This window comes from Arcicella sp. GW822-FHT02H01 (genome assembly GCF_058802005.1).
In genome coordinates this window covers 2,501,015-2,524,555 of sequence record NZ_JBXANT010000001.1, presented here as the reverse complement: position 1 = coordinate 2,524,555, position 23,541 = coordinate 2,501,015, and the positions used below count along the sequence as shown (strand labels likewise).

General features: G+C 35.3%; 23 protein-coding genes. 11 read left to right on the top strand and 12 right to left on the bottom strand.

Going from position 1 to position 23,541, the window contains the following annotated elements:
* Nucleotides 1–53 precede the first annotated feature (53 nt).
* The gene (locus tag AC1RNE_RS10850) at nucleotides 54–4,055 is read right to left on the bottom strand and encodes an AAA domain-containing protein (RefSeq protein WP_492800992.1); all 4,002 of its coding nucleotides are present in this window, start codon (nucleotides 4,053–4,055) and stop codon (nucleotides 54–56) included.
* Nucleotides 4,056–4,289: 234 nt separating this feature from the next.
* Here AC1RNE_RS10850 and AC1RNE_RS10845 point away from each other — a divergent pair, with 234 nt between their 5' ends.
* From AC1RNE_RS10845 to AC1RNE_RS10835, 3 genes are read left to right on the top strand one after another with little or no spacing between them, the layout of a single operon-like run.
* Nucleotides 4,290–4,934, top strand: a complete 645-nt coding sequence (locus AC1RNE_RS10845; protein ID WP_492800991.1) for an oxidoreductase — start codon at nucleotides 4,290–4,292, stop codon at nucleotides 4,932–4,934.
* A gap of 56 nt (nucleotides 4,935–4,990) precedes the next feature.
* The gene (locus AC1RNE_RS10840) at nucleotides 4,991–6,781 is read left to right on the top strand and encodes a MutS-related protein (protein ID WP_492800990.1); all 1,791 of its coding nucleotides are present in this window, start codon (nucleotides 4,991–4,993) and stop codon (nucleotides 6,779–6,781) included.
* A 39-nt stretch (nucleotides 6,782–6,820) separates the two neighbouring features.
* Entirely contained in the window at nucleotides 6,821–7,528 is a 708-nt protein-coding gene (locus AC1RNE_RS10835) for an SIMPL domain-containing protein (protein ID WP_492800989.1), read from the top strand.
* 27 nt (nucleotides 7,529–7,555) lie between these two features.
* Here AC1RNE_RS10835 and AC1RNE_RS10830 read toward each other — a convergent pair whose 3' ends face one another.
* From AC1RNE_RS10830 to AC1RNE_RS10810, 5 genes are all read right to left on the bottom strand, one after another.
* A complete protein-coding gene (locus AC1RNE_RS10830; RefSeq protein WP_492800988.1) occupies nucleotides 7,556–8,299 on the bottom strand; it encodes a class I SAM-dependent methyltransferase in 744 nt (247 codons plus the stop codon).
* 222 nt (nucleotides 8,300–8,521) lie between these two features.
* Nucleotides 8,522–9,703, bottom strand: a complete 1,182-nt coding sequence (locus tag AC1RNE_RS10825; RefSeq protein ID WP_492800987.1) for a M20 metallopeptidase family protein — start codon at nucleotides 9,701–9,703, stop codon at nucleotides 8,522–8,524.
* A gap of 161 nt (nucleotides 9,704–9,864) precedes the next feature.
* Nucleotides 9,865–10,209 (bottom strand): HigA family addiction module antitoxin, encoded by a 345-nt coding sequence (locus AC1RNE_RS10820; RefSeq protein WP_492800986.1) that lies wholly within the window; start codon nucleotides 10,207–10,209, stop codon nucleotides 9,865–9,867.
* Between the two features lie 4 nt (nucleotides 10,210–10,213).
* On the bottom strand, nucleotides 10,214–10,525 hold the full coding sequence (locus tag AC1RNE_RS10815) for a type II toxin-antitoxin system RelE/ParE family toxin (protein ID WP_492800985.1): 312 nt from the start codon (nucleotides 10,523–10,525) through the stop codon (nucleotides 10,214–10,216).
* 52 nt (nucleotides 10,526–10,577) lie between these two features.
* The gene (locus AC1RNE_RS10810) at nucleotides 10,578–12,020 is read right to left on the bottom strand and encodes a M61 family metallopeptidase (protein ID WP_492800984.1); all 1,443 of its coding nucleotides are present in this window, start codon (nucleotides 12,018–12,020) and stop codon (nucleotides 10,578–10,580) included.
* Between the two features lie 204 nt (nucleotides 12,021–12,224).
* On the opposite strand from AC1RNE_RS10810, the gene rpmH reads away from it, so the two are divergent.
* The 5 genes from rpmH (at nucleotide 12,225) to AC1RNE_RS10785 (ending at nucleotide 16,112) form a co-directional block, all read left to right on the top strand.
* Complete coding sequence (gene rpmH, locus AC1RNE_RS10805) at nucleotides 12,225–12,380, top strand: 50S ribosomal protein L34 (RefSeq protein ID WP_309921952.1); 156 nt, start codon at nucleotides 12,225–12,227, stop codon at nucleotides 12,378–12,380.
* A 102-nt stretch (nucleotides 12,381–12,482) separates the two neighbouring features.
* Nucleotides 12,483–12,947: a ribonuclease P protein component gene (rnpA, locus tag AC1RNE_RS10800; protein ID WP_492800983.1), complete on the top strand. Its 465-nt coding sequence runs from the start codon at nucleotides 12,483–12,485 to the stop codon at nucleotides 12,945–12,947.
* 136 nt (nucleotides 12,948–13,083) lie between these two features.
* Nucleotides 13,084–14,748: a S41 family peptidase gene (locus AC1RNE_RS10795; protein WP_492800982.1), complete on the top strand. Its 1,665-nt coding sequence runs from the start codon at nucleotides 13,084–13,086 to the stop codon at nucleotides 14,746–14,748.
* 118 nt (nucleotides 14,749–14,866) lie between these two features.
* The gene (gene tsaB / locus AC1RNE_RS10790; protein WP_492800981.1) at nucleotides 14,867–15,550 is read left to right on the top strand and encodes a tRNA (adenosine(37)-N6)-threonylcarbamoyltransferase complex dimerization subunit type 1 TsaB; all 684 of its coding nucleotides are present in this window, start codon (nucleotides 14,867–14,869) and stop codon (nucleotides 15,548–15,550) included.
* A 25-nt stretch (nucleotides 15,551–15,575) separates the two neighbouring features.
* Complete coding sequence (locus tag AC1RNE_RS10785) at nucleotides 15,576–16,112, top strand: DUF2480 family protein (RefSeq protein ID WP_492800980.1); 537 nt, start codon at nucleotides 15,576–15,578, stop codon at nucleotides 16,110–16,112.
* A 42-nt stretch (nucleotides 16,113–16,154) separates the two neighbouring features.
* Here AC1RNE_RS10785 and AC1RNE_RS10780 read toward each other — a convergent pair whose 3' ends face one another.
* The gene (locus AC1RNE_RS10780; RefSeq protein WP_309921971.1) at nucleotides 16,155–16,676 is read right to left on the bottom strand and encodes an HNH endonuclease; all 522 of its coding nucleotides are present in this window, start codon (nucleotides 16,674–16,676) and stop codon (nucleotides 16,155–16,157) included.
* A 341-nt stretch (nucleotides 16,677–17,017) separates the two neighbouring features.
* On the opposite strand from AC1RNE_RS10780, the gene AC1RNE_RS10775 reads away from it, so the two are divergent.
* Complete coding sequence (locus tag AC1RNE_RS10775; protein WP_492800979.1) at nucleotides 17,018–18,181, top strand: AIR synthase related protein; 1,164 nt, start codon at nucleotides 17,018–17,020, stop codon at nucleotides 18,179–18,181.
* Between the two features lie 342 nt (nucleotides 18,182–18,523).
* Here the strand turns inward: AC1RNE_RS10775 and rplL are convergent, their stop codons facing one another.
* The 4 genes from rplL to rplK all read right to left on the bottom strand — a co-directional run bounded on the left by rplL (nucleotide 18,524) and on the right by rplK (nucleotide 20,907).
* The gene (rplL, locus tag AC1RNE_RS10770; RefSeq protein WP_184129288.1) at nucleotides 18,524–18,907 is read right to left on the bottom strand and encodes a 50S ribosomal protein L7/L12; all 384 of its coding nucleotides are present in this window, start codon (nucleotides 18,905–18,907) and stop codon (nucleotides 18,524–18,526) included.
* Nucleotides 18,908–19,127: 220 nt separating this feature from the next.
* Nucleotides 19,128–19,661 carry a 50S ribosomal protein L10 gene (gene rplJ, locus AC1RNE_RS10765; RefSeq protein ID WP_492800978.1) on the bottom strand — a complete coding sequence of 178 codons (534 nt, stop codon included), beginning with the start codon at nucleotides 19,659–19,661 and terminating at the stop codon, nucleotides 19,128–19,130.
* A gap of 2 nt (nucleotides 19,662–19,663) precedes the next feature.
* Nucleotides 19,664–20,362, bottom strand: a complete 699-nt coding sequence (gene rplA / locus AC1RNE_RS10760) for a 50S ribosomal protein L1 (protein WP_492800977.1) — start codon at nucleotides 20,360–20,362, stop codon at nucleotides 19,664–19,666.
* Between the two features lie 107 nt (nucleotides 20,363–20,469).
* A complete protein-coding gene (rplK, locus tag AC1RNE_RS10755) occupies nucleotides 20,470–20,907 on the bottom strand; it encodes a 50S ribosomal protein L11 (RefSeq protein ID WP_309914709.1) in 438 nt (145 codons plus the stop codon).
* A 401-nt stretch (nucleotides 20,908–21,308) separates the two neighbouring features.
* Here rplK and AC1RNE_RS10750 point away from each other — a divergent pair, with 401 nt between their 5' ends.
* Nucleotides 21,309–21,593, top strand: coding sequence for a DUF2934 domain-containing protein (locus tag AC1RNE_RS10750; protein WP_492800976.1), 285 nt, complete (start codon nucleotides 21,309–21,311; stop codon nucleotides 21,591–21,593).
* Between the two features lie 4 nt (nucleotides 21,594–21,597).
* Here AC1RNE_RS10750 and AC1RNE_RS10745 read toward each other — a convergent pair whose 3' ends face one another.
* A complete protein-coding gene (locus tag AC1RNE_RS10745) occupies nucleotides 21,598–22,491 on the bottom strand; it encodes a 3-keto-disaccharide hydrolase (protein WP_492800975.1) in 894 nt (297 codons plus the stop codon).
* A 158-nt stretch (nucleotides 22,492–22,649) separates the two neighbouring features.
* Between AC1RNE_RS10745 and AC1RNE_RS10740 the strand changes: the two genes are divergently transcribed.
* On the top strand, nucleotides 22,650–23,483 hold the full coding sequence (locus AC1RNE_RS10740) for a DUF6515 family protein (RefSeq protein ID WP_492800974.1): 834 nt from the start codon (nucleotides 22,650–22,652) through the stop codon (nucleotides 23,481–23,483).
* Nucleotides 23,484–23,541 lie beyond the last annotated feature (58 nt).

The window sequence follows — 23,541 nt, the reverse complement described above, 5'->3', positions numbered from 1 at the left end:
TGCGTAAATCTGCGAAAAAATCTCTAACAATCTGCGGATAAAAACAATCCCAATTACGTATTTTTCCAAAAATTACGACTATAAATTCGTTCAAAAGACCAGCCTTTGGCTTTCAATCCTGCTGGAATATAGGCAAAAGTTTCTTTGGGCGAAATATGTTCGTAATACAAATCATCGTCAGTCAAGATGAGCGATTCATACTTTTCTCCTGTTTTAACTGTAATATCAGCAAAAGGTAATTCTTTGATATGTTGCTGATTATCTTTGGCAATTTGCTCTTTTAATAACCAATCTGCCTGATATTTTGTTGAGAAATAAGGCTTAGGTTTATAATTACCTTCCGAGACTAGCAAGGCATATTCCAAATAACTTTTCAATAATTTAGGACCCTCGTTGAGCGTACCTTCAACATTTAGCTGATGTGGCATAATACTACTGACAATCATTATTTTTTCTTTGGCACGGGTAATGGCTACATTCAAACGGTTTTCACCACCTTGCTGATTAAGCGACCCAAACTGCATACTCAATTTGCCTTTCACGTCAGGAGCATACGCTATTGAAAAAATAATGATGTCTCGCTCATCACCTTGTACATTCTCAATATTTTTAACAAAAATAGGTGCCACAGCACTATCAGTCTTATCAAAAGAAAAATGCTTCGCTTCTAATAAATCCTGAATGAGCCCTTGTTGTTTAAAGTTGAAAGTAACAATGCCAATTGATTTTTGAGGGAAGTCTTTTTTGAGATTCTCCACCAAACTAATGATGGTTTCTGCCTCTTCAAGATTGCTATTGTTTTCCCAAATACCATTTACCTTTAAATATTGAATAGCAGGCTCTCCCTTATTGATTTCATGAAAATCAGGTAAGAGCTGTAGGGTATTTTTATAGAAATATTGATTAGAAAAATCTATTAAATCTAACGAACGACTACGATAATGTCCTCTTAGCTGTGTTTGAGGTAAATATTGACAAGCCAAATCTAACAGTGAGTCGACTTCCAAAGCAGGAGTATCATCATCATCGTTTTCAAATTTTAACCTGTATAAATCATTAGGTTGCAATTGTTTAGAATCGCCCGCTATCACTACCTGTTTCCCTCTGAATAGGGCTGGAATACCCTGTTCTGCAAAACATTGCGAGGCTTCGTCAAAGATGATTAAATCGAAAAAAGGACTTTCAGTTTCCATCGGAAAAATAGCAGAAACTGTTTCTGGCGAAGCCAACCAACAAGGCACAAGCCTGAATATTTCGTCTGAATAAGTTGCAATCAATCGCCTAACTGCCCATAACTTCCGTTTTTTAGCTACTTGATGTTTTAAATCACGATAAGTAACAATGTTTTGGAGCCGATTTTTCTCTAAATTCTGATAGCTGAGGGTGCGTAATTTTAGCAATAGAATTTCCTTGCTTAATTGCTGTTTTTGTAACAGAGACTCTTGTAAGAGACTTTCCAACTGCCCAATTTTTAAGGAGCTTACTCCCCTTAAAATCGGGTTTTTTATTTCAATATCTTTTATCCAAGCTAATTTTAAACTATTCAGAAAACTATCATAAGGATTCTTTTGATCATCAAACAACCCAATTACAGCTAATTCTGTATGGCTACTATTTGCCTTCAACGCATCCAATTCTTGCATATCATCAAAATACTCTTGCAAGTATTTAATCACTAAAGTGCCATGTTGGAGGTTGGCTAATTCTTTTATCTGAATAGGAGACAAGTTAGCCTGCCAGAGACTTAGTTGTTCTTCTAATTGGGTTGATTTGTCAATCAAGAAATTCACTTTCGGTTGAAAATCTGTCCAACTACAATCAAACCATTCACTTAGTTGAATACTTTTAATACTCCGTAAAATAGTTTCAGCTTTGGCTACTTGATACAGTAGCTGAAAATGGCGTTCGAACCAACGGTAGCCTTTTCTTAACCAAATAGGTTCCTGATTATCCTCTGTAGTTTTTTCAAAGTCTTTCCCAAAAAGGAAAGCATTTTCTTGCCACCATTTTTCTAAAGCAATTCTATTCAGAATTCTTTCGTGTAGCTTTTTTAAATCTTCTGAGGCAATGCTTAGTCCATTTGCGATTGCCAGATGCTGAATTTCCTTTTTCTCTTTAGAAAACAATGTCCAATAAATACTTCCCAACGTATTTTCTTTGGCATTGATAGCATTACTTATTTTACCAGCAAAAGGCAATAGTGCTGTACTTGATAAAGTGATTTCAATACCTTGCCCAGCAAATAATTGCCCAACTTCCGCTTCTAATCCTGATATTTTAGTAGCATTAGTCCTGATTCGTTCCGTTAAATTTCTCGTTAAAAGTTTATATACTTTGTCGTTCGCAATACCATTTAAAAGATTTTGTAGCTTTATTTTTTCGGGAAAAATCTTTTGGAGAGCTTCAAAAGATAAATTTTTATCCAATATTTGTTTGGCTTGGTTCTCAAAGTCTTGTACAAAATGACTTAATTCTTTAATTGTCTTTGTAATCAATGCAATGTCACTTGATTGACGATGCTGAAAAGAAAGACGTTTTTGCCAAAATTCAGAAGCCTCGTTTCCATTCAATCTTGCTTGGTAAGCAAAGTATAGCTTAAACTTTTCAACAAAATCTTTGATTTCCGTAAAGTTGAAGTACTTGTAATACTCCTGCAAGTCTACAAAAGAATCGTTGGCCGAGCTTGTTAAATATAATTCCTTGATTGATACGCCAGATTCATTGATGGCAAATAAGGCATCTTTAAAGCTTTGGAGTTCTTCGGAAACTTTATCAATTTGCCGACTTTGTTGTGTGAAATTCCTTTCTATAAAAATAGCATCCAGACTCTGGTTCTGCTTTTGATAAGTATCTACTTGCTCTATCTGATCAAAAATTTGTTGATATAACGCTTTTCTATCATTCTTAAAGTCATGGACATTCCCTACGAAATCCCTCATGCCTACTTGAGTTAGGCGTTCTTGCACAACATCCAGTGCTGCCCTTTTCTGGCAAACTACTAATACTTTTTTCCCTCTAGCGGTAAAGTCGGCAACAAGGTTACAAATCAGTTGAGACTTCCCAGTGCCTGGAGGACCTTGGACTACTAACGATTGCCCAGCTTTTACTTCTCTTAAGGCTACCTCTTGTGAAATATCTATTTCAAAGGGCATTAGCAATTGCTCTTCTCTGATGACAGGATGCTCTGGATTGACATCATTTGGAAAAAGATGCTCAACCGTTTTTTCTTCATTTTGTGCTAGTGTATCAATCAGAAACTGATAATCGGGTACTAAAAATGAACCTGCTTGTGGGAAAATTCCTAAAACAGCTTGTGGATATAACTTCAGTTCGCCATTGCGTTCGGTTGCTTCTAATTCAGTTTTGGTAATTTTCTCGAAAAACGTTAGTTGATTCGTAAAGTTCTCTTGATTGAAATTGATATTGAGTGGGGAACTTTTTAAATACTCATAAAGCTGTGTCCTGAATTCAAGGGCATTTTTTGAAAAATCCTCGAAAGAATTATCCAAAAACTCATCCGAGAGTTGAATGTCGTTGAAATAAGAATAAGCTAATAAAAAACTCCTATTAATTGAAAGCGCCTCTTCTCTCAATTTTATTTGCCATATTTCAGTCAGGGATTCATCAGTGCCAGCATTCTTTTGAGTAGAAAGTGTAGCTTGTAGATGAATTGGGAAAAAAAGCAAAGGACAACGAACGACAGTACCATCTGAAAACTTACCTTTTACGATAGGATAACCAATGTATAAATCTTCAGAGCCACGTTCTTCTTCTATCAATTTATCATGCCTTGAAATTTTTCTTAGCTTTTTACTGATTTCGTTTACTTTTTCAAAACGAGGGTCATGTTTTTCAGAAAGTGATATCGTGTTTTTTTGAGCTATCAATTGCTCAATGATATGAAAAGAAGGCGTGTTTTTTAGAAAATCAAGCTCGTGAATATCTAAAAATTGTTCAGTTGCGGAAGTCAATAGTAAAGACTTATTCCTAGCACTCAGATTCGTAAGTCTCTTTTGGTATGATTTCAGTATAGAATATAAAGTATTTTCTTTCACGATAACACATTTGATGAATTGATTAATTCAAATTTACAGGAAAAGCCTATAATACAAACGTAAAAAATGAAATGATAGTTATTAAATTGCCGATTTTTATATTTTTTTAGATACCTTAATATAAAAGAGGTTTTCTTCTAGGAACGCAGAGCCTCATTATAAGGTTTAAGCAATAAGTAATGATTATCATAAACTTCATAATTTATTTAAAGAATTGTCTATCAGAAAATTACTATGAAAACAGCCCTAATAATCGGTGCGACAGGTTTGGTGGGAAGCACCCTCGTAAAACAAATCCTTGAAAACCCACAGTATGCAAAAGTAACCTTGTTATTGCGCAAACCCTTGGACATTAGCCATCCCAAGCTAGTACAAGAAACCATTGATTTTGATGCGCCAGACGCTACAAAAATTGTTGGAGACGATTTGTTTTGTGCGATGGGAACAACGCTCAAAAAAGCAGGCTCTAAAGAAGCACAATATAAAATAGACTGTACCTATCCTTTTGAAATTGGTAAAATTGCTAAAGCTAATGGCATACAACAGTACATTTTAGTATCCTCGATTGGTGCTGATGCTACCTCTTCAACCTTTTATCTGAGGACTAAAGGAGATTTAGAACAGAAAATAAAGAGTTTAGACTTTGATAATTTTATCAGTGTTCGTCCTTCGTTTATTATGGGAGATAGGCAAGAGGTTAGAATAGGAGAAAAAATTGGGATTGTGTTAGCTAAAATAATCTCGCCTTTATTGATTGGAAAGCTTAAAAAATACAGAGGGATAGAAGCCGCACAAATAGCAAAGGCTATGCAAGTATTAGCGAGTAAAGATTTAAAAGGTGTACACTTTTTTGAATCAGACGAATTGCAGGAATTATAAGCCTTTGCAATGTTCAAAGCCCTTTGTGTATCTTTGTCGAAATTAAAAATACGCATATGACACCCCTCGAAACATTTCAAAGTAGAAAAATACACTTCCAGAGCCTTGTTGAACACTTCCAAAAACAGTATAATCAATGGGCTGTTTTCCGAGCATTTTTATTTGCAATCACTGCTTTGGTCGGCTATTTTTGTTATGAGATGTATGATTTTGCCTATACTTTATTGGTATTGATTATTGGGATTGCCTTATTTTTATTTTCAGTGACCAAACATCTTAAAGTTAAATACTTAAGAGATAAAAACAAGGTATTGATTGCCTTGAATGAGGATGAAATACAACGTTTATCCAACCAGTTTAATCGTACTGAAACAGGAGAAACTTTTGCAGAAAAGAAACATTTCTATGCGAATGATTTAGATATTTTCGGAAACCAATCGCTTTATAAATTACTCAACCGTACGCATACTTTTGGAGGAGCCAAAATGCTGGCAGATTGGATATTGCGTCCAGCACAAACCAATGAAATTTTAAATCGTCAAAAGGCGATTCAGGAATTATCAGCAAAAATAGACTGGCGTCAAGATTTAGAAGCTTCAGCGATGTTGATTGAAGAAGTCTCTGAACCAACCGACAAGCTATTAGCATGGAATAATGCTCCTGCGAACCAAACGATTAAAAAGTCCCTCTTTCAAATTGCTCGTTATTTACCTTATTTGACTATCCCTGTAGCCATTGCTTGGATTTTAGGGTTTGTGCCAGCGTATATCGTATTGGTACTTTTTATGGCGCATGGGATGATTCTGAAACAAATTTTTGAAGAAGTAAGCATCGCCCTAGAACAAACCAATCGTATTGCGGGAGCGATGAAAGCCTATGCAGCAGTATCTGAATTGATTGTCGCAGAGAATTTTCAAGAAGAAAAACTAAACGATTTAAAAAGTAAAATTTCAGAAGCAAGTCCTGCTATCAAAGCTTTAGAGGATATCCTTAATAAACTAGCCAATAGAACCAATCCATTCTTTGCTTTTGTGGTAGGCGTGCCGACTTTGTGGGATATCCAATATTTTATCAAATTAGAAAATTGGAAACAAGATCATCGTGATAATCTTCCTACATGGCTGGCTGTCATTGCTGAGTTTGAAGTTTTGAATAGCTTTTCGGGGTATCATTTTGCTAATCCAACCTTTATCAATCCAACTATTGTAACGGGCGGAGTAACACTAAAAGCCAAGGCTTTGGGGCATCCAATGATTAAAGCAAGTAAACGAGTTGCGAACGATATTGAACTGATTGGAGAAGGCAAAACAATTATTATTACGGGCTCGAATATGTCAGGAAAAAGTACTTTTCAAAGAACAGTAGCCATTAATGTAGTTTTGGCATTGGCGGGGGGCATAGTCTGTGCTGAAAGCTTTGAATGTTCGTGTTTGCAAGTATTTACCAGTATGAGAAGTAATGATTCATTAGAAGAAGGAACATCGTCGTTTTATGCAGAGTTAAAACGCTTGAAACAGTTGATTGACGAAGTAGGCGCTGAGGATAAAGATAACGCTTCAATACTGTACTTTTTAGATGAAATTCTGAAAGGAACAAATTCAAAAGACCGCCATGAAGGAGCAAGAGCTTTGATGTTGCAATTGCATAAAACATCGGCTTCGGGCTTTATTTCAACGCATGATGTAGAACTAGGAGATGAATTTGATGAACAAGATTTTGTGAAAAACTACAGCTTTTCATCAGAGGTTGTCAATGACGATTTAGTATTCGATTATAAACTTCGTGAAGGTGTTTGTCATAGTTTTAATGCGAGTCAGCTAATGAAAAGGATTGGGATTGAGATGTAGGAAGAAGAATTTTATAAACTTTTAAATATACTATACACTATGAAAAATGTCATCCTATTTTTAATCCTTCTTTTTAATCACGTTATTTTTTCGCAACAAAAAGAAAATGGTGATAATAGAATTGTTGTGTTAGGACAAGCTACTTTAGACCTCCCAGCCGACCAGATAACTTTTACGGTATTAATTTCTGTAAAAGACCCATCTGATTTAGAAAAGATTAATCAGAATCATAAAATCAAAGAAAAAGAAATATTAAAACTGTTAAAGGAGTTTAAAATACCTCAAAATAAGATTTCCTATTCGCTTCTTGAGATAAAAAAAGAAGCTGATTATGGTAATAATAATATTAAAAAAGAAAATATTGTATCTGAGCAGGAAGTGAATTTTACTATTGATAGTATCCAACAATATTCTAAAATTCAGGCTCAACTTTTAAAAAATGGATTTACAGAGTTTAGTAGTTCTTTTAGTTCATCTAAATTAGAAGGTTCTGAAAAGATACTGATTGAAAAAGCTTTAGAGGCTGCACTGAAAAAGGCAGATATAATGGCAAAATTTGCAAAAAAAACTATAGTTGGAATTGTTAAAATTGCTGATACAGAAGATACTGAACCTGTTTTGTCGAATATAAATACAGCCCACGAAACTATTAAAGGATCTTATGAAACAGCCATGCCATCTCTTACTCAGATAATACAAAAAGTAAGTGTTTCAAAATCAGTTAAAGTAGTTTTTGAAATGAAATGATTATTGCCATGATTAAGAGAAAAAATATTATTTTACCACCCCTACCTTCATGAAAATAGGAAAATTCACCGTGAAAATATCTGAACTTTTATAGATAGCTTTTAAACTTTCTATAAAACCATCTACAGGATTTTCATGGTGAATTTTAATGTACTTCTGTACGCTCGACCACGTATTTAAATAACCTTCCAGTTCAGCCAATGTCCATTGATAAACCATTTCAAATCTTGGGCTTTCTATTTCTTCTAGTGTAAAAGGAAGTGTACGATATTCCTCATCAATATACCCACGTTCAGCATCCCAATACTCACCAATTTGTTCTTGATAAAAATCTTGAAACAAAGCATTGGCTTCTACATTATCTATCGTCAATGTGCCATAACCCCAAGCGGCAAAAATAGCATCTGGTTTAGCCACTCGGTGAACCTCTTGATAAAAACGTTCAAAATCAAACCAATGAATTGCTTGCCCGACTGTAATTAAATCAAAAGTATTTGCTGGAAAATCAGTCTTTTCGGCTTGAGCAATAGCATAATGAATATTATCAGCTTGTTGTGCATTGTCTAGCTGTTTTTGAGAAATATCGGTTGCAAAAACATCTTTAAACGTTTCAGATAGACGATAGGCCACTTGCCCATTACCAGTAGCACAATCCCAAGCGGTGTCAAAGCTTTTTACTTTGCTCAATACAAAATCATATAATTCCTCAGGATATTTCGGACGAAACTTAGCGTAAAGTGCTGCTTGAGTGGAAAAATTATCTTTGGGCATGACGTAAATAATAATTGTGAATGATGAATTGTGATTTTAATAATACCATTAAAAAATATACTAAGTATTTTATTTTCGTATAAACCCCTAGCGGTAATTTATGCCAGAAAATTTACAAGAAAGTATTTTAATGAACAAAGAAACAGATACATCCAACTTATAAAAAACAAACCCTCTTGACTATAAAATCAAGAGGGTTGAAATATCTATAGTACCATGTCATTAAACGGCTAATTCACTAACGGCTAACCAAGACATCAAACCTGCTCCAATTTCCAAAGCACTTTCGTCAATATCAAATGTAGGTGTATGAACACCAGAAATAATACCTTTAGCTTCGTTACGTGTTCCTAAACGATAGAAACACGAATCTACATGGTGTGTATAATAGGCAAAATCTTCTGCTGCCAACCAAATATCTAAATCAATTACGTTGGCTTCGCCCATATAATCAACCGCAGCACCTTTCATCCTGCGAGTCAATTCGGGTTCATTTTTCAAGAATGGATAGCCCTTTTGAATGAATACTTCACAAGTTCCGCCCATAGATTCTGCGATACCTTCTGCCATTTTCTTGATACGAGCCAGCGCATCTGCACGCCATTCTTCATCCATTGCACGAAAAGTACCTTCTACGTATACTTCATTCGGAATTACGTTGGTAGCACCATTGGCTATTACCTTGCCAAAAGTCAACACCGAAGGGTAACGTGGATTTCTATTACGGCTAATAATCTGCTGTAAAGCCACGATAATATGTGAGGTAATCAATACAGGGTCAATACCTAATTCGGGCATGGCACCGTGTCCGCCTTTGCCTTTTACCGTAAAATAAAGCTCATCGGCACTAGCCATATACATTCCTTCTCGGAAGCCAATTTTCCCGACAGGAATATTAGGAGCAACATGTTGACCAAGCATTTTACTTGGACTAGGGTTCAATAAAGCTCCTTCGGCAATCATTACTGACGCTCCACCCGGTGCTTTTTCTTCCGCAGGTTGAAAAACTAATTTCACTGTTCCGTCGAACTCATTGCGAAGTGTATGTAAAATTTTAGAGACACCTAGCAACGAAGCCGTATGCACATCATGTCCGCAAGCGTGCATTACTCCTTCGTTCAATGATTTGTAGGGTACATCATTCGCTTCAACAATCGGTAAAGCATCCATATCAGCACGAAGTGCGACGATTTTAGAAGAAGGATTATTCCCTTCAATCGTTGCTATCAAACCAGTATTAGCAATTTCAGTGGGCGTAATGCCGATTTCTTTTAAGCGTGCTGCTACATACTTTTGCGTATTAAATTCCTGATACGATAATTCAGGATTTTGATGTAAATGTCTGCGATTTGCCACAAATTCACTGGCGTTGGCTTGGGCTAATTGTTTTATTTTATCTTTCATTTATTAGTCAAAATAACTCATCCAATAATTTTAATTTAGACGAGCGTTTTCTTTTATAATCGTCTTAAATCTATTAGCAATAATTCTTCATTGTCATAATCAGATTTGTTTATGTATCTTAAAATAATCAGCCATTCGTATATACAAATAACTAAAATATACTATGCCATCATCGCTACTAAGATACTTTCTCTTTTCTGAGATGAAATATTTAGATGTTGAAGACTCTGCTCTGTTTTATTTCTTGTTTCTATTTTATCGAAAAGTCTCTGGAGCTTCACCCATTGTTCGGCTTCAATGCCCAATACTTCTTCTAATTTGATGGCTAATTCAATACTTATTTTCTTTTTTTCTCTCAATAACCCATTCAAAAAAGGCTGGCTAATCGATAGTCTATTGGCTAATTCCGTTTGTTTAAGCCCTCTTTCTTTGATTTCGTTACGTAATAATTCACCAGGGTGCATTGCCACAGCCGGAATGTAATTAGGGTCTAATCTTGTTTTCATTTTGTTAATGATAATCTGTTAAATCTTCAATAATGATGACTTCTAAAACCTCGTCTCCATTTTGCTCAGATTTTAGTTCGAAAATCAATCGATATTGGTCATTAATTCTTGCTGAATAATAACCCATTAAATCTCGTTTTAATGGATGTATTCTTAAAGAATTAACTTTCTTTATTTCAGAAAATGAGGATGCGGTTTGAAAAAGCGAAACAACTTTTCGGAATTGATTTTGTATAGCCATCGGAAATTTAGGCTTTCCTTTAAAACTTCCTAAATAATAGTTGTACAAATCATCGTTATCAAATTCAATTATCATAACAAAAATATAACCTTTTAAGTTATAAAATGATAGGTGTTTTAAAAAATCGCTACAAATTTAACCACAACTTTAGGTTTTCGTTCTCTGAATCTAATAATTCCAAATGAATTTTACCATTTTCGTTCCATTGGATATTTAAACCAAAGGCTTGTAATAGTTCATTTACTAAATCTTCTAAAGGAATGTTTCCTTCGACACTGTCTTTAAAATAATTTTTTAAAGAACCTGCATATACTTCTTCGCATACCTTTTGATAGTCTTCTATGGAATAACCCTCGCCAGTTTTACCAAAACGTTCCCACATAACTTGCATGACACTGCCTAAGGAACGGCGATGACCAAACTTCAAACGAATCATTAAATCTAGGATTAAGGCTACTACTGCTCCTTTTTGGTAAATGGATACCCTACGATTAGGAATGGCTTGTGAATAACCATCTAACCATAAATCATAAGACGATTCTGTGAGTGATTGAAACGCTCGTCCATCTTGCTCAAAATGACGTTTGATAACAGTTTCTAATTCTTTCAGGTAAGCTTCTAGATTAAATACACCCGATTGTACTAAGAATAAATCCCCAAAATAAGTAGTTACTCCTTCCGCTACAAAACCCGTAGGAAAATAATTTTCTTTGGTAAAATCATAAGGCATCATTTCGATAGGACGAATTTTACAGATGTTCCAAGCATGATACAATTCATGTGAACTGACTCCGAGTAAATCTGTATAAAGTCCATCACCTTCTGAGGCTGGCCCCAGCACAATCATGGTAGAATTGCGATGCTCTACCCCATGATAAAATGAAGTGGGTAATATCCAATTCATAAAGTGATAATCCTTTTCAGGAAAATCGCCCATTATTTCAAGCTGCTTTTCTGTAAACTTTTGAAAGTCTGATAATATTTTTTCCCAGTTTGGAATATAATTTCCTAAAAACCAGACAAAAAAATCTGTATCTGCTACTCGATAACTTTTATGTTGTAAATAAGGACTTGCTAATAACGGACAGTCAACCAAATGATAATAATCTTGTGCTAGCAAAGTAGTAGGCTCATTTGTCTTGCTTGGCAAACCACAGACAATTTTATAATCATCTGGTAAAGAAATACTTACTTCACAAGCTTCATCCATTCTGCCTTCTACATAAGGCAAACAGTTTACAAAATTGATGTACATCGTACTATCATCCACAAACGAACTTCCAGCATTTTGCACATTCGCAAAGTAAGTAAAAACTACTTTAATAGATTGAATATCAGCAGTATTTACTCGCCATCTATCTTTAGTGATTTTTCCAAAACTAAGCAGGTTGTCTTGTAAATCAACTATTTCAAAACGCTGAATGTTTTTAGCAAAATGCTGTAATTCATAGCGTCCTGGTCGCCATGCAGGCAACTGAATTTCAATCGTTTCCGACTGAATATTATCAATCAGCATTTCTATGTTTAGCAGATGACTTTGCGGTTCTTGAGAAAAAATTTTATAATTCATATTTTGATAAAGCTTTTCAGTGTAACATAAAATTAGCCTTCACAATAAGTATTTGTATCTAAACTTTGAATAATTTTTATCAAAGATACTCATTATCATCACCTTAGTGCCAGAAAGTTTTTAGAAAGAATTTGCAACTTCAAAAAACTTCTGTACCTTTGCAGTCCTGTTTTAGAAATATAAGAATTATAAAGATATAATGCCATGAAAAGAACATTTCAACCTTCTGTAAGAAAAAGAAAGAACAAGCACGGATTCCGTGAAAGAATGTCAACTCCAAACGGTCGCCGTACTTTGGCTGCTCGTCGTGCAAGAGGAAGACACAAATTGACAGTTTCTGACGAGAAAAGAGGTAAATAGTCTTATAGTGTGAACAATTTGAAAATTTGAAAATTAGTAGGGTTTGAAATTTGTTTTATGACATTTTCAAATCAGCAAATCTTCAAATTACCAAATTAAAGCATGAAGTTTACTTTCAAAAAGTCAGAACGACTCAGTTCTAAGAAAGTTATAGATAAGCTCTTTGATAGAAAGGGTAGTGAAAAAATCAACTCGGTTTTTCTCTACCCTTTTCGTGTTTCTTATATTTTGAATAATGCTGATACTGTATTAACAGAGCTAAGTGCAGAATTGATGGATGATGACACTAATGAAGAGCTATTGGAAGTCTCGTCTCTCGAAAACCCATCATCGCCATTACCAGCTATTTTAATTTCTGTTTCAAAACGATATTTTAAACATGCTGTTGATAGAAACCTCATCAAGCGTCGTACGCGCGAAGCCTATCGTTTGAACAAACAGCTTTTATTGGAAAAACCTTCTTCACAGATTCCAGCATATATTGCTTTTGTGTATATTGCAAAGACGATAGAAGATTATGCCAAAATAGAAAAATCTATGAAAGCGATTTTCAAAAAAATGGTTTAATGACAGTATTTCAAACAAGCTAAACAAATTACGCCAAGTCTGATGAAATACTTCTACAACCTTCTTCGTTTGGTTCTTTGTACAAGCATATAAAGAATCCTTTCCTTAATTGTTTTCTTTAAAAATTTTCTGACAAATGAATATAAAAATGTCTGCTAAGTCATTAATAATCACAGCAATTACTGTGATAGGTTTTTCGTTGGCATCATTTACGGAACCGGGTGAGCGTTTCTTTGAAATTGCCAAAAACTTAGACATTTATGCTACGCTCTTCAAGGAATTGAATCGCTATTATGTAGATGAAATCAATCCCAACAAAACGATCAAGACTTCTATTGATGCCATGTTGAAATCGTTTGACCCTTACACTGTATATTATGCCGAAGATGAAATCGAAGATTACATGACGATGACTACGGGTAAATACAACGGTATTGGTATTGTAACAGGCAATAGAAATGGCAAAATTGTAATTATGCTGATTGATGAAGGAACACCCGCCGAAAAATCAGGATTACGCATTGGTGATGAAATTGTAAAAGTAGATGGCGTAGATTTGGCAGCACGTAAAATCAATGATGCTGGTAAGCTCATCAAAGGACAAACAGGCACAGCCGTAAGGATAACTGTAAAACGTTATGGAACAGATAAATTAGAAGAAGTTTCTATCGTGCGTGATGTAGTAAAAATGAAAAACGTACCCTACTACGGCATGATTAATAACGAAGTAGGCTATATCGATTTAAAAGACTTTACAGGTACAGCGTCTAAAGAAGTACGTACAGCTTTTACTGAACTAAAAGGTAAGGGTATGAAAAAGTTAGTCCTTGATTTAAGAGAAAACCCAGGAGGACTCTTGAATATGGCAGTGGATATTTGTAATATTTTTCTTCCAAAAGAATCTGAGATTGTTTCAACCAAAGGTAAAGTAGAAGACTGGAATAAGACTTACGTAGGATTGAATGCTGCCATTGATACAGAAATGCCAGTTACGGTATTGACCAACTCAAGAAGTGCTTCGGCGGCTGAAATCGTGGCAGGTGTGATTCAAGATTATGACCGTGGTGTATTAATCGGACAACGCAGTTATGGAAAAGGACTTGTTCAAATAACCCGTGATTTGACTTATAATACCAAACTAAAAGTAACTACGGCAAAGTATTATATTCCAAGTGGACGTTGTATTCAGGCTATTGACTATAGTCACCGTAATCCAGATGGTAGCGTAGGTAAATTGCCAGATTCGTTACGCAGACCATTCAAAACTGTAAAAAGTGGTAGAGTAGTGTATGATGGTGGCGGTATTTTGCCAGACATTGAAGTGGATAGACCTTATCCTGCTGCCGTTACTTTAGCTTTATCGAATAGATACATTCTGTTTGATTATGCCATTAAATATCATTTTGACCATCCGTCGATTAAACCAGCGAAAGATTTTGAATTAACAAATGCTGAATACAACGACTTTGTAAAATGGGCAGTTACACAAGACTTTGATTATACCACTCAGGCTGAAAAAGACCTTAACTTATTGGAAGCATCTGCTAAAAGAGAACGCTATTATGAGAATATCTCTGAACAGCTAAAGTCTCTTAGAAATAAACTTTCGCATAGCAAGGAAGCTGATATTATGAAGTTTAAAGACGAGATAAAAACAGCTTTAGAACAAGAAATCGTAGTGCATTATTATTTACAAAGAGGTACGCGTGAGCAATCATTTGCCAAAGACCCTGAAATTCAGGAGGCTTTGAAATTGTTTACAGATATGCCACGTTATCAATCAATTCTGAAAGGAAATTAATCAATAATGCATTAATAAAAGAGAACAATATTACGAATGGCGGTAGAGAAATCTATCGCCATTTTTATTTGCCATAGCTTGGATGTAATTTTGTAGGAAATTAATTATTAATATTCCAATGGCATTAATCCTTAGCATTGATACTTCCACCAAAGTATGTTCGGTTGCTGTTCATCAAGACGGCAAAATATTAGCTTGTAGCGAGCTTTTTACTGAAAAGTCTCATTCAGGAATGTTAACCACCCTTTGCGAAAATGTAGTAAAGCAATCAGGGTTTACTTTAAATGAATTAGATGCTATTGCCGTGGCCAAAGGGCCTGGTTCTTATACGGGGTTACGCATTGGTGTTTCAACGGCCAAAGGTTTTTGTTTTGCATTAGACAAGCCCCTGATAGCTATCAATACTTTAGAGGCAATGGCTTATCAAGTAAAAGATTTCTTTCCTGCCAATTATTTGCTTTGCCCGATGATTGATGCTAGAAGAATGGAAGTGTATTGTACTATTGTAAAGACTAATCTAAGCAGTATAGTAGAAACAGAAGCAAAGGTTATCGACGAATATTCTTTCCTTGATTTATTGAATACTCAGCCGATTGTTTTCTTTGGTGACGGAGCAGACAAATGCCGAGAGTCTATCTCACATAATAATGCCAAATTTTTAGAGATACCTATCCTTCCTTCTGCTAAAAGCATAGGGTATTTGGCAACTAAATCTTTTGAAGAATCGTTATTTGAAAACGTAGTAAGCTTTGAACCTTTCTATCTAAAAGATTTTGTGGGGACTCAGCCAAAGAAAATATAAACCGATTCATTAAATCGTAATCGATATGGAAGATATCATTATCAATAAAGTAGCTAGTAGCGGTCTAATCTCATTCGACCTTGAGGAACTTTACCACAAAGGAGAGCGAGTGGTATATGACCTTAAAGATAATCTTTTTATGGGCATGATTTTAAAGGAAAAAGACTTTAGAGAATTCCTTAAAAATCATGACTGGTCGCAGTATGAAGGCAAAAATGTGGCAGTAATCTGTTCAGAAGATGCTGTAATTCCTACTTGGGCATATATGCTATTGACCTTGAAACTACAGGACTTTGCCAATTGCATTGTCTTTGGAGATTTAAAAGCCTTGGAAGACAAGCTATTTTATGAAGCCCTTGCTAAAATTAATCCAGAAGAATATCGTGGAGCAAAAATTGTCATAAAGGGTTGTTCAAAAGTACCCGTACCAACCAGTGCTTATGTAGAAATAACGAGATTATTTAAGCCTTATGTGCAATCATTGATGTTTGGTGAGCCTTGTAGTACGGTGCCTTTGTATAAGAAAGCAATACAACGAACTAGTAGTTTAATCAATCAATAAACCAATAAGAGGTCGCCCATCAATGAGCGACCTCTTATTATTTTATTGAACAAATGCTTTCTCTTTTCTTTTTCCCAAGAAAGGTAACCAGCTTTCTTCTATACTTCCACCAAAATCTCTTAAAAACATCACGAATGAAGGCTTATAAGGTTTGGTTTTTAAAGGCATTCCTGCTTCTTCTGGGGTAAGGTCTCCTTTTCTTGAATTGCATCGCTTACAGGCCGTAGCAAGGTTATCCCATGACGTTCTTCCCCCTCTTGACTTGGGCAATACATGATCTAACGTTAAATCTTCTGGTGTTCCACAATATTGACATTGCCCGCCATCACGTCTAAAAATGTTCTGCCTTGATAGCATCACGCCTTTATAAGGCAAATACACATAACGATGTAAACGAATGACCGAAGGCATGGGGAAAGACTGAGAGACACTTCTTAATTGTTCAGTGGCAGATTCAGATATTAAATCAGCTTTTTTCAGGAAGACCAACAAAAAAGCTTTAGGAATCGAACAAACGGTTAAAGCACTATAATCTTGATTTAAAACTAAAACTTTCCGACCCATAATCCTTAAATTTTAATGTTGAAAGAATATACTTGAACTCGTGATTGCTTTTGTAAATATCTACTGATTGATGTGTTTTTAAGAGGTGTTTTTAATGATTTGGTAAATTACTGATAAATCTTGAAAAAATAACGTCTTGCTACACTTTTTTGTTGCGCTTAATCTTTTGTTAATCAGAAGTTTATAATAGCATTAAAATCAGCAAGAAGGCAATCTAAGTGATGTCGCCTCAATAAATTTAATGGCAAATATCCTTTAGTAAAGTTTTGAATGAAGTTTTTTATTGAGATAAGCGTAACTTTGTAGCATTGATTAATAAAACGACAAAAGTAAATCGCATAATGACCGATCGTTACATGCAAAGAGGTGTTTCTGCCTCTAAAGAAGACGTACATAAAGCCATCGAAAAACTTGATAAAGGGCTTTTTCCGCAAGCATTTTGTAAAATTTCTCCAGATATGTTAGGTGGCGACGACACCTATTGCAATATTATGCACGCCGACGGTGCAGGTACTAAATCATCATTGGCTTATCTTTATTGGAAAGAAACAGGCGATGTTTCTGTGTGGCGTGGCATTGCGCAAGATGCCGTGGTGATGAATACCGATGATTTAATTTGTGTAGGTGCAACAGATAATATGTTGCTATCAAGCACGATTGGTCGTAATAAAAACCTTATTCCAGGCGAAGTAATTGCTGAAATTATTAATGGTACTGAAGAAGTACTAGAAATGCTAAGAGACAATGGTATTGGTATTTGGAGTACTGGTGGCGAAACAGCAGACGTTGGCGATTTAGTAAGAACAATCATTGTAGATTCTACCGTGATAGCTAGAATGAAACGTTCAGACGTGATTTCTAATCATACTATTCAAGCAGGAGACGCAATTGTTGGCTTAGCTTCCGACGGACAGTCGAACTATGAAAAAACATATAATGGTGGAATGGGTTCTAATGGCTTAACTTCTGCGCGTCATGATGTCCTTGGTCATTATTTAGCAGATTTATATGCTGAAAGCTTTGACCCTGCCGTACCGAAAGATTTGGTATACAGTGGCTCAAAACGTCTGACTGATGAAGTAGTAGGAGCGCCATTAAACGTAGGTCAATTAATCCTTTCACCAACTCGTACTTATGCACCCGTTGTAAAGGCGATATTAAACGAATTAAGACCCGTAATTCATGGTATGGTACATTGTTCGGGTGGGGCACAAACAAAGGTGCTACATTTTGTGAATAACGTGCATATTGTCAAAGATAATCTTTTTGCTTTGCCTCCATTGTTTAAAATGATTCAGGAAGAAAGCAATACAGATTTTAAAGAAATGTATAAGGTATTCAACATGGGACATCGATTAGAAGTATATATTAATCCACAATATGCACAGACTTTGATTGATATTTCAAAATCATTCGGAATTGATGCGCAGATTATTGGTAGGGTAGAAGGCTTTGAAGGTAAACAAGTAACGATTCAATCTGAATTTGGAGAATTTGTTTATTAGGAGGCTATTAATTAAAATCAAAACCAATAATTCCTTCTAAAACGTAGCGGTAACTCTTGCGGTTACTGATAGAAAGACAATCACTAGGGAGGGACTTAAGTCCCTCTCTAGTGATAATAAACAGAATTGTTGAGGTCTTGTTTGTTTTCTCTTTTTAAGGAACATTATATAAAACACGAACTTTTCCTATTAGGGGGTGACTTAAGTCACCCCCTAATAGGAAAAGTTCGATAAGGGATTGATAATTATATTAAATCCTTTAAAATCAGTCAATTAGTCTTTAAAACGAAAAAGGGTTACAACTAAGTTGCAACCCTTTTTCTATTGTAAAATATCAGTTAATTACTTAACTTCAACTTCAGCACCAGCTTCTTCTAAAGATTTTTTCAAACCTTCAGCTTCGTCTTTAGATACACCTTCTTTAACAGCTTTTGGAGCTCCGTCAACTAAATCTTTAGCTTCTTTCAAGCCAAGACCTGTTAAGTCTTTCACCAATTTAACTACTGCTAATTTGCTAGCACCAGCAGATTTCAAGATAACATCAAATGATGTTTGTTCAGCAGGAGCTTCAGCAGCGTCACCACCACCAGCGTTACCAGCTACAACTACTGCAGCAGCAGCAGCAGGCTCGATACCATACTCATCTTTCAAAATTGCTGCTAATTCATTAACTTCTTTTACAGTTAAGTTCACTAATTGCTCAGCGAATGCTTTTAAATCTGCCATTGTATTAAGATTTTTTATTGTTTACGATTTTATTAATTTACTATATGTTTTTGTACTTGGAAGCCTATTTCAATTTGAAAATAAGCTAATTTGGAAATTTGAAAATGATTTTAAATAACTGTAAAATAAATAATGTAGTGTATAAATTAAAGTACTGTATATCAGTATTTTATTCATTACTCACAACTCATCACTTATCAATCATCATCAAGTTTGAAAATTAACCTTCTCTCTCTGAAAGAGTTTTAAGGATGCCAGCTAATTTGCCACCGCTGCTTTGAAGAGCAGAAACAACGTTTTTCGCAGGAGATTGTAATAATCCAACGATTTCGCCAATCATCTCTTGTTTAGACTTAACATTTTCAAGAGCAGCTAATTGATCTTCTCCGATGTATAAACCTCCTTCAATAGAAGCACCTTTGAATTTAATTTTATCTTTACCTGCTTCTTTTTTGAAGTCTTTGATCAATTTCGCAGGAGTTTTAGGATTTTCTGGTGAGAAAATGATTCCTGATAAACCTTTGAAAACTGTATCGTTAAATGAAGTATAGTCTACTCCAGTTGTTTCCAATGCTTTTGCGATAAGCGTGTTTTTAACGACACGGTACTCAAAACCACGTTGGAAACACATTCTTCTAAATGCGTTTACTTCTGCAACAGTTAAACCACCGGTATCTGTAATATAGAAGTAAGGAGTAGCTGCGAACTTTTCGCCCAACTCTTGGATAATTATACCTTTTTCTTCCTTTGTCATGATTACAAACCTTTAACTGTTCCTTGGTCAATTTTAACACCCGGAGACATTGTAGAAGACAAATTAACTGACTTCACGTATGTTCCTTTGGCTGAAGATGGCTTCAATTTCAACAAAGTGTTGATAAGTTCCTGAGCATTTTCAGCTAATTTCTCAGGAGTGAATGAAACCTTACCGATAGAAGTGTGGATGATACCAGTTTTGTCAACTTTGAAGTCGATTTTACCAGCTTTCACTTCTGTAACAGCTTGTCCAACGTTCAAGGTAACAGTACCTGATTTTGGATTTGGCATTAAGCCACGAGGTCCTAAAACACGACCTAAACGACCTAACTTAGCCATTACGGTTGGCATTGTGATGATTACATCAATGTCAGTCCAACCTTTTTCAATTTTTTGGATATATTCATCCAAACCAACAAAGTCAGCACCTGCCGCTTTTGCTTCTTCCTCTTTATCAGGGCTACAAAGTACAAGTACTCGTACTTCTTTTCCTGTTCCATGAGGCAAAGCAACCACGCCACGAACCATTTGGTCAGCTTTACGAGGGTCAACCCCCAAACGAACGTCGATATCTACTGAAGAGTCGAACTTCGTATATGAAATCTCTTTCAAAATTTCAGCAGCTTTCGTAAGTGAATACGATTGCGTTGCATCAAATTTTGATTGAGCTTCTTTTTGCTTTTTTGTTAACTTAGCCATTATTCTTTTCAATTTGAAAATTTGAAAATGAGCTAATTCGAAAATGACATTGAAATTAAAGTTGATTAAAATCAATCTTCAAATTTTCAAATTATCTAATCTTCAAATTAGAAAGGTTTTTCTCCTGTTACGTTCAAGCCCATTGAGCGAGCTGTACCTGCTACCATGCTCATTGCTGACTCGATGGTGAAACAGTTTAAATCAGGCATTTTTGTTTCTGCGATTGTACGTACTTGATCCCAAGATACTGAACCAACTTTTTTCAAGTTTGGCTGAGCAGAACCCAATTTTACTTTCGCTGCTTCCAACAACAAAATCGGTGCAGGAGGAGTCTTTACTACGAAATCAAAAGATTTGTCTTTGTAGTAAGTAATCAAAACTGGAAGAATAACACCTGGTTTATCTTGTGTTCTAGCATTGAACTGCTTACAGAACTCCATGATATTCAAACCCTTAGAACCCAAGGCTGGACCAATTGGGGGTGATGGGTTAGCGGCACCACCTTTGCATTGCAACTTTACGTAGCCTGCTATTTCTTTTGCCATTATGGTAAAAATTTAAAATCGTTTGAGTTATTGAAAATTTTCTGCCAATAAGGGTGGAAGCTTCCTTACCTGAAAATCCTCGGGTGTTTCATGTAGATTATTTTGTAACTAAACAATCTGATTCACAGTCATTTGAAAGTACTTATAGGCAATTTTACCTGACTGCGCTATGAAACGGACTGCAAAATTACGGCTTTCTAGTTAATATACAAATAGTTATGAAAGAATTTGAAGAGTTTTTTTTAATCAGTGGCTTTAATAGACAATATCGCTGAGAATAATTCGTAAAAAGAATAAGGACAATTAATTGATTGAAGATTATTCAAAGAATTTCAATAAATTATGTTGATATTATTGAGCAAACAATATTTCTATTTAATGCTAGAATAATGCTATATGATATGACAATGTGCAAAGGGGGCGACTGTCCGAAGAAACACCTTTGCTACCGACATACTGCTGATATCGAAGGAAGACAGGATTTTTTTCCTAATCCTCCTTTCGATTTCGAGCAAAATACTTGCGAATTTTATTGGCAAGATGTTCAACGGTTTGAACAAATTAAAGCACGTGCCTACAATCAGTGGCTTGACGAACGCCGTCCACGAGATAGAGCTTTAGACCATTGGCTAAAAGCTGAAAAAGAATGTATTTACCAATGGAGTCAATGGGATAAATTAACCTAAACTCTTATTTGCGGTATACGCAACTCTTTTTATCAGCCTTTTTGTAGTACGATTTATAGTTGATTGCTTTCGGGTCTGTACAGCCTTTTAGGTTCAACAATTCAATATTACGGAAATCGATTGCATGGCTTTCGGCTTGCATCGCTATATAGCCTCCCTTTAAAGGTTGTCCATCTTTTTTAATCCACTCAGCACCATTATCAATTTTGGCTTGCTTCCAGTCATATTCAGGACTCACAAAACCTCCGCCAATGTGTAGCTTTTCAAATGTCAACACAGTATCGCCTTCAATAATATGATGGATTAGCGAATCGCCAAATACAATGGCTTCAGCTTTTACCCATTGGTCACCATTATATGTTTTTGAATTTGAATCAGTACAATGGTCTGTTACAATTTTACCATTCATATATACTTCCGTCCCTGGCGTACACAAATTACCTGTATGACGCTCACCTTTACCCAAGCCACCTAATAGCTGTAATTCTAAAGACACAGGGAAACTTTGGCCCTTTGATAAACTCTTAGCTGATTGCGAATGCAACATTACACCACTGTTTCGTACATTCCATGATGCCCCACCAGCCAATTGTTCACCTTGAAAACGGTATTCAAAACGAATGATATAATATGAATAGGGAGTTTTGTAATAAATATGTCCAAACTTATCGTCAAAGGTTTTGTATTGGTCATAAGCTACCCGCATCATTCCATTTTCTACACGGAATGTGTTTTTATAATTTACATTAAGGTCTTCTCCTGCAATCTTGATGTCCCATCCATCTAAGTTTTTCCCATTGAATAGTTTAATCCATTCTTGTTTATCAGCTTTTTTTTGAGCTAGCATTGAAAATAAACAGCCGTTTAATAAACAGATTAAAATAAGGTATTTTTTCATCGTTATTGATTTAAGATAGATTTTAAAATGAATTTAATCTTATAAGATAATAATCGTCCAATTTACTCAAATGTTAACGATTGTTAATGAAAATAAATAGACTAAACTATTGAAAATATCCGCAATCTAACCGACATAAAATTAAAAACAATACTATTATGAAAGCAATGCATATTCAACCTAACACTTCGATAGAAGTTGGTTCTAAAAGTAAAATCAAATTAGCTACTGTTATTTTAATAGCAAGCATTAGTCTTCACTCTTTTGTAGGTGTTGCTCAACATGGTGACAGAGGTAGAGACGATAGAGGGAAAAATGACAAGCACAATGATAATAATAACGGAAGAGGAAACGAAAGAGCACGTGTTGATAACCATGTAGACAGAAATGACAACCGTGGGAATGGTGGTAATAATAATGGTGCCTATAATGGTGGTGGTAATAATAGATACGATAATAACAATCGTGGGAATGACAGATATGACAATAATCGTAAGGTAGTAATAAACAGACGACCAGTAGTGAACCAAACTACGGTTGTGTATAGAAACAATACTCCCAACTGGCGTTATGCATCTTTACCAAGACGTAACAGTGTGGTAAATGTAGCACCAAGCACATCTATCTCTGTTTCTTTCGGTGGTATCAACTTCCGTTACGATAATGGTGTGTATTATAGACCATATCAAAATACTTATGTGGTTGCTCCTGCACCTATTGGTATCAGAGTAAAGTATTTACCACGTGAACACAGAGTGTTTAACCTTTATAATCGCCCTTATCATTACTATAATGGTGCATATTATGAATATCAAAACAATGATTACGTAGTGGTACCTCCTCCAATCGGGGCATTAGTAGAAAGTATCCCTGATGGCTATGAGCAACTACAAATCAATGGTGACACATATTATATTGTTGATGGTATTCAATACAGAGCCGTTTTGCAAAATGGAGAAATATGGTATGAAGTGATAAAAATAATCAGTTAGGTGTTTAGATGTTAGAAAGGTATCGTGCCATTGGTCGATACCTTTTTTTATGAATAAG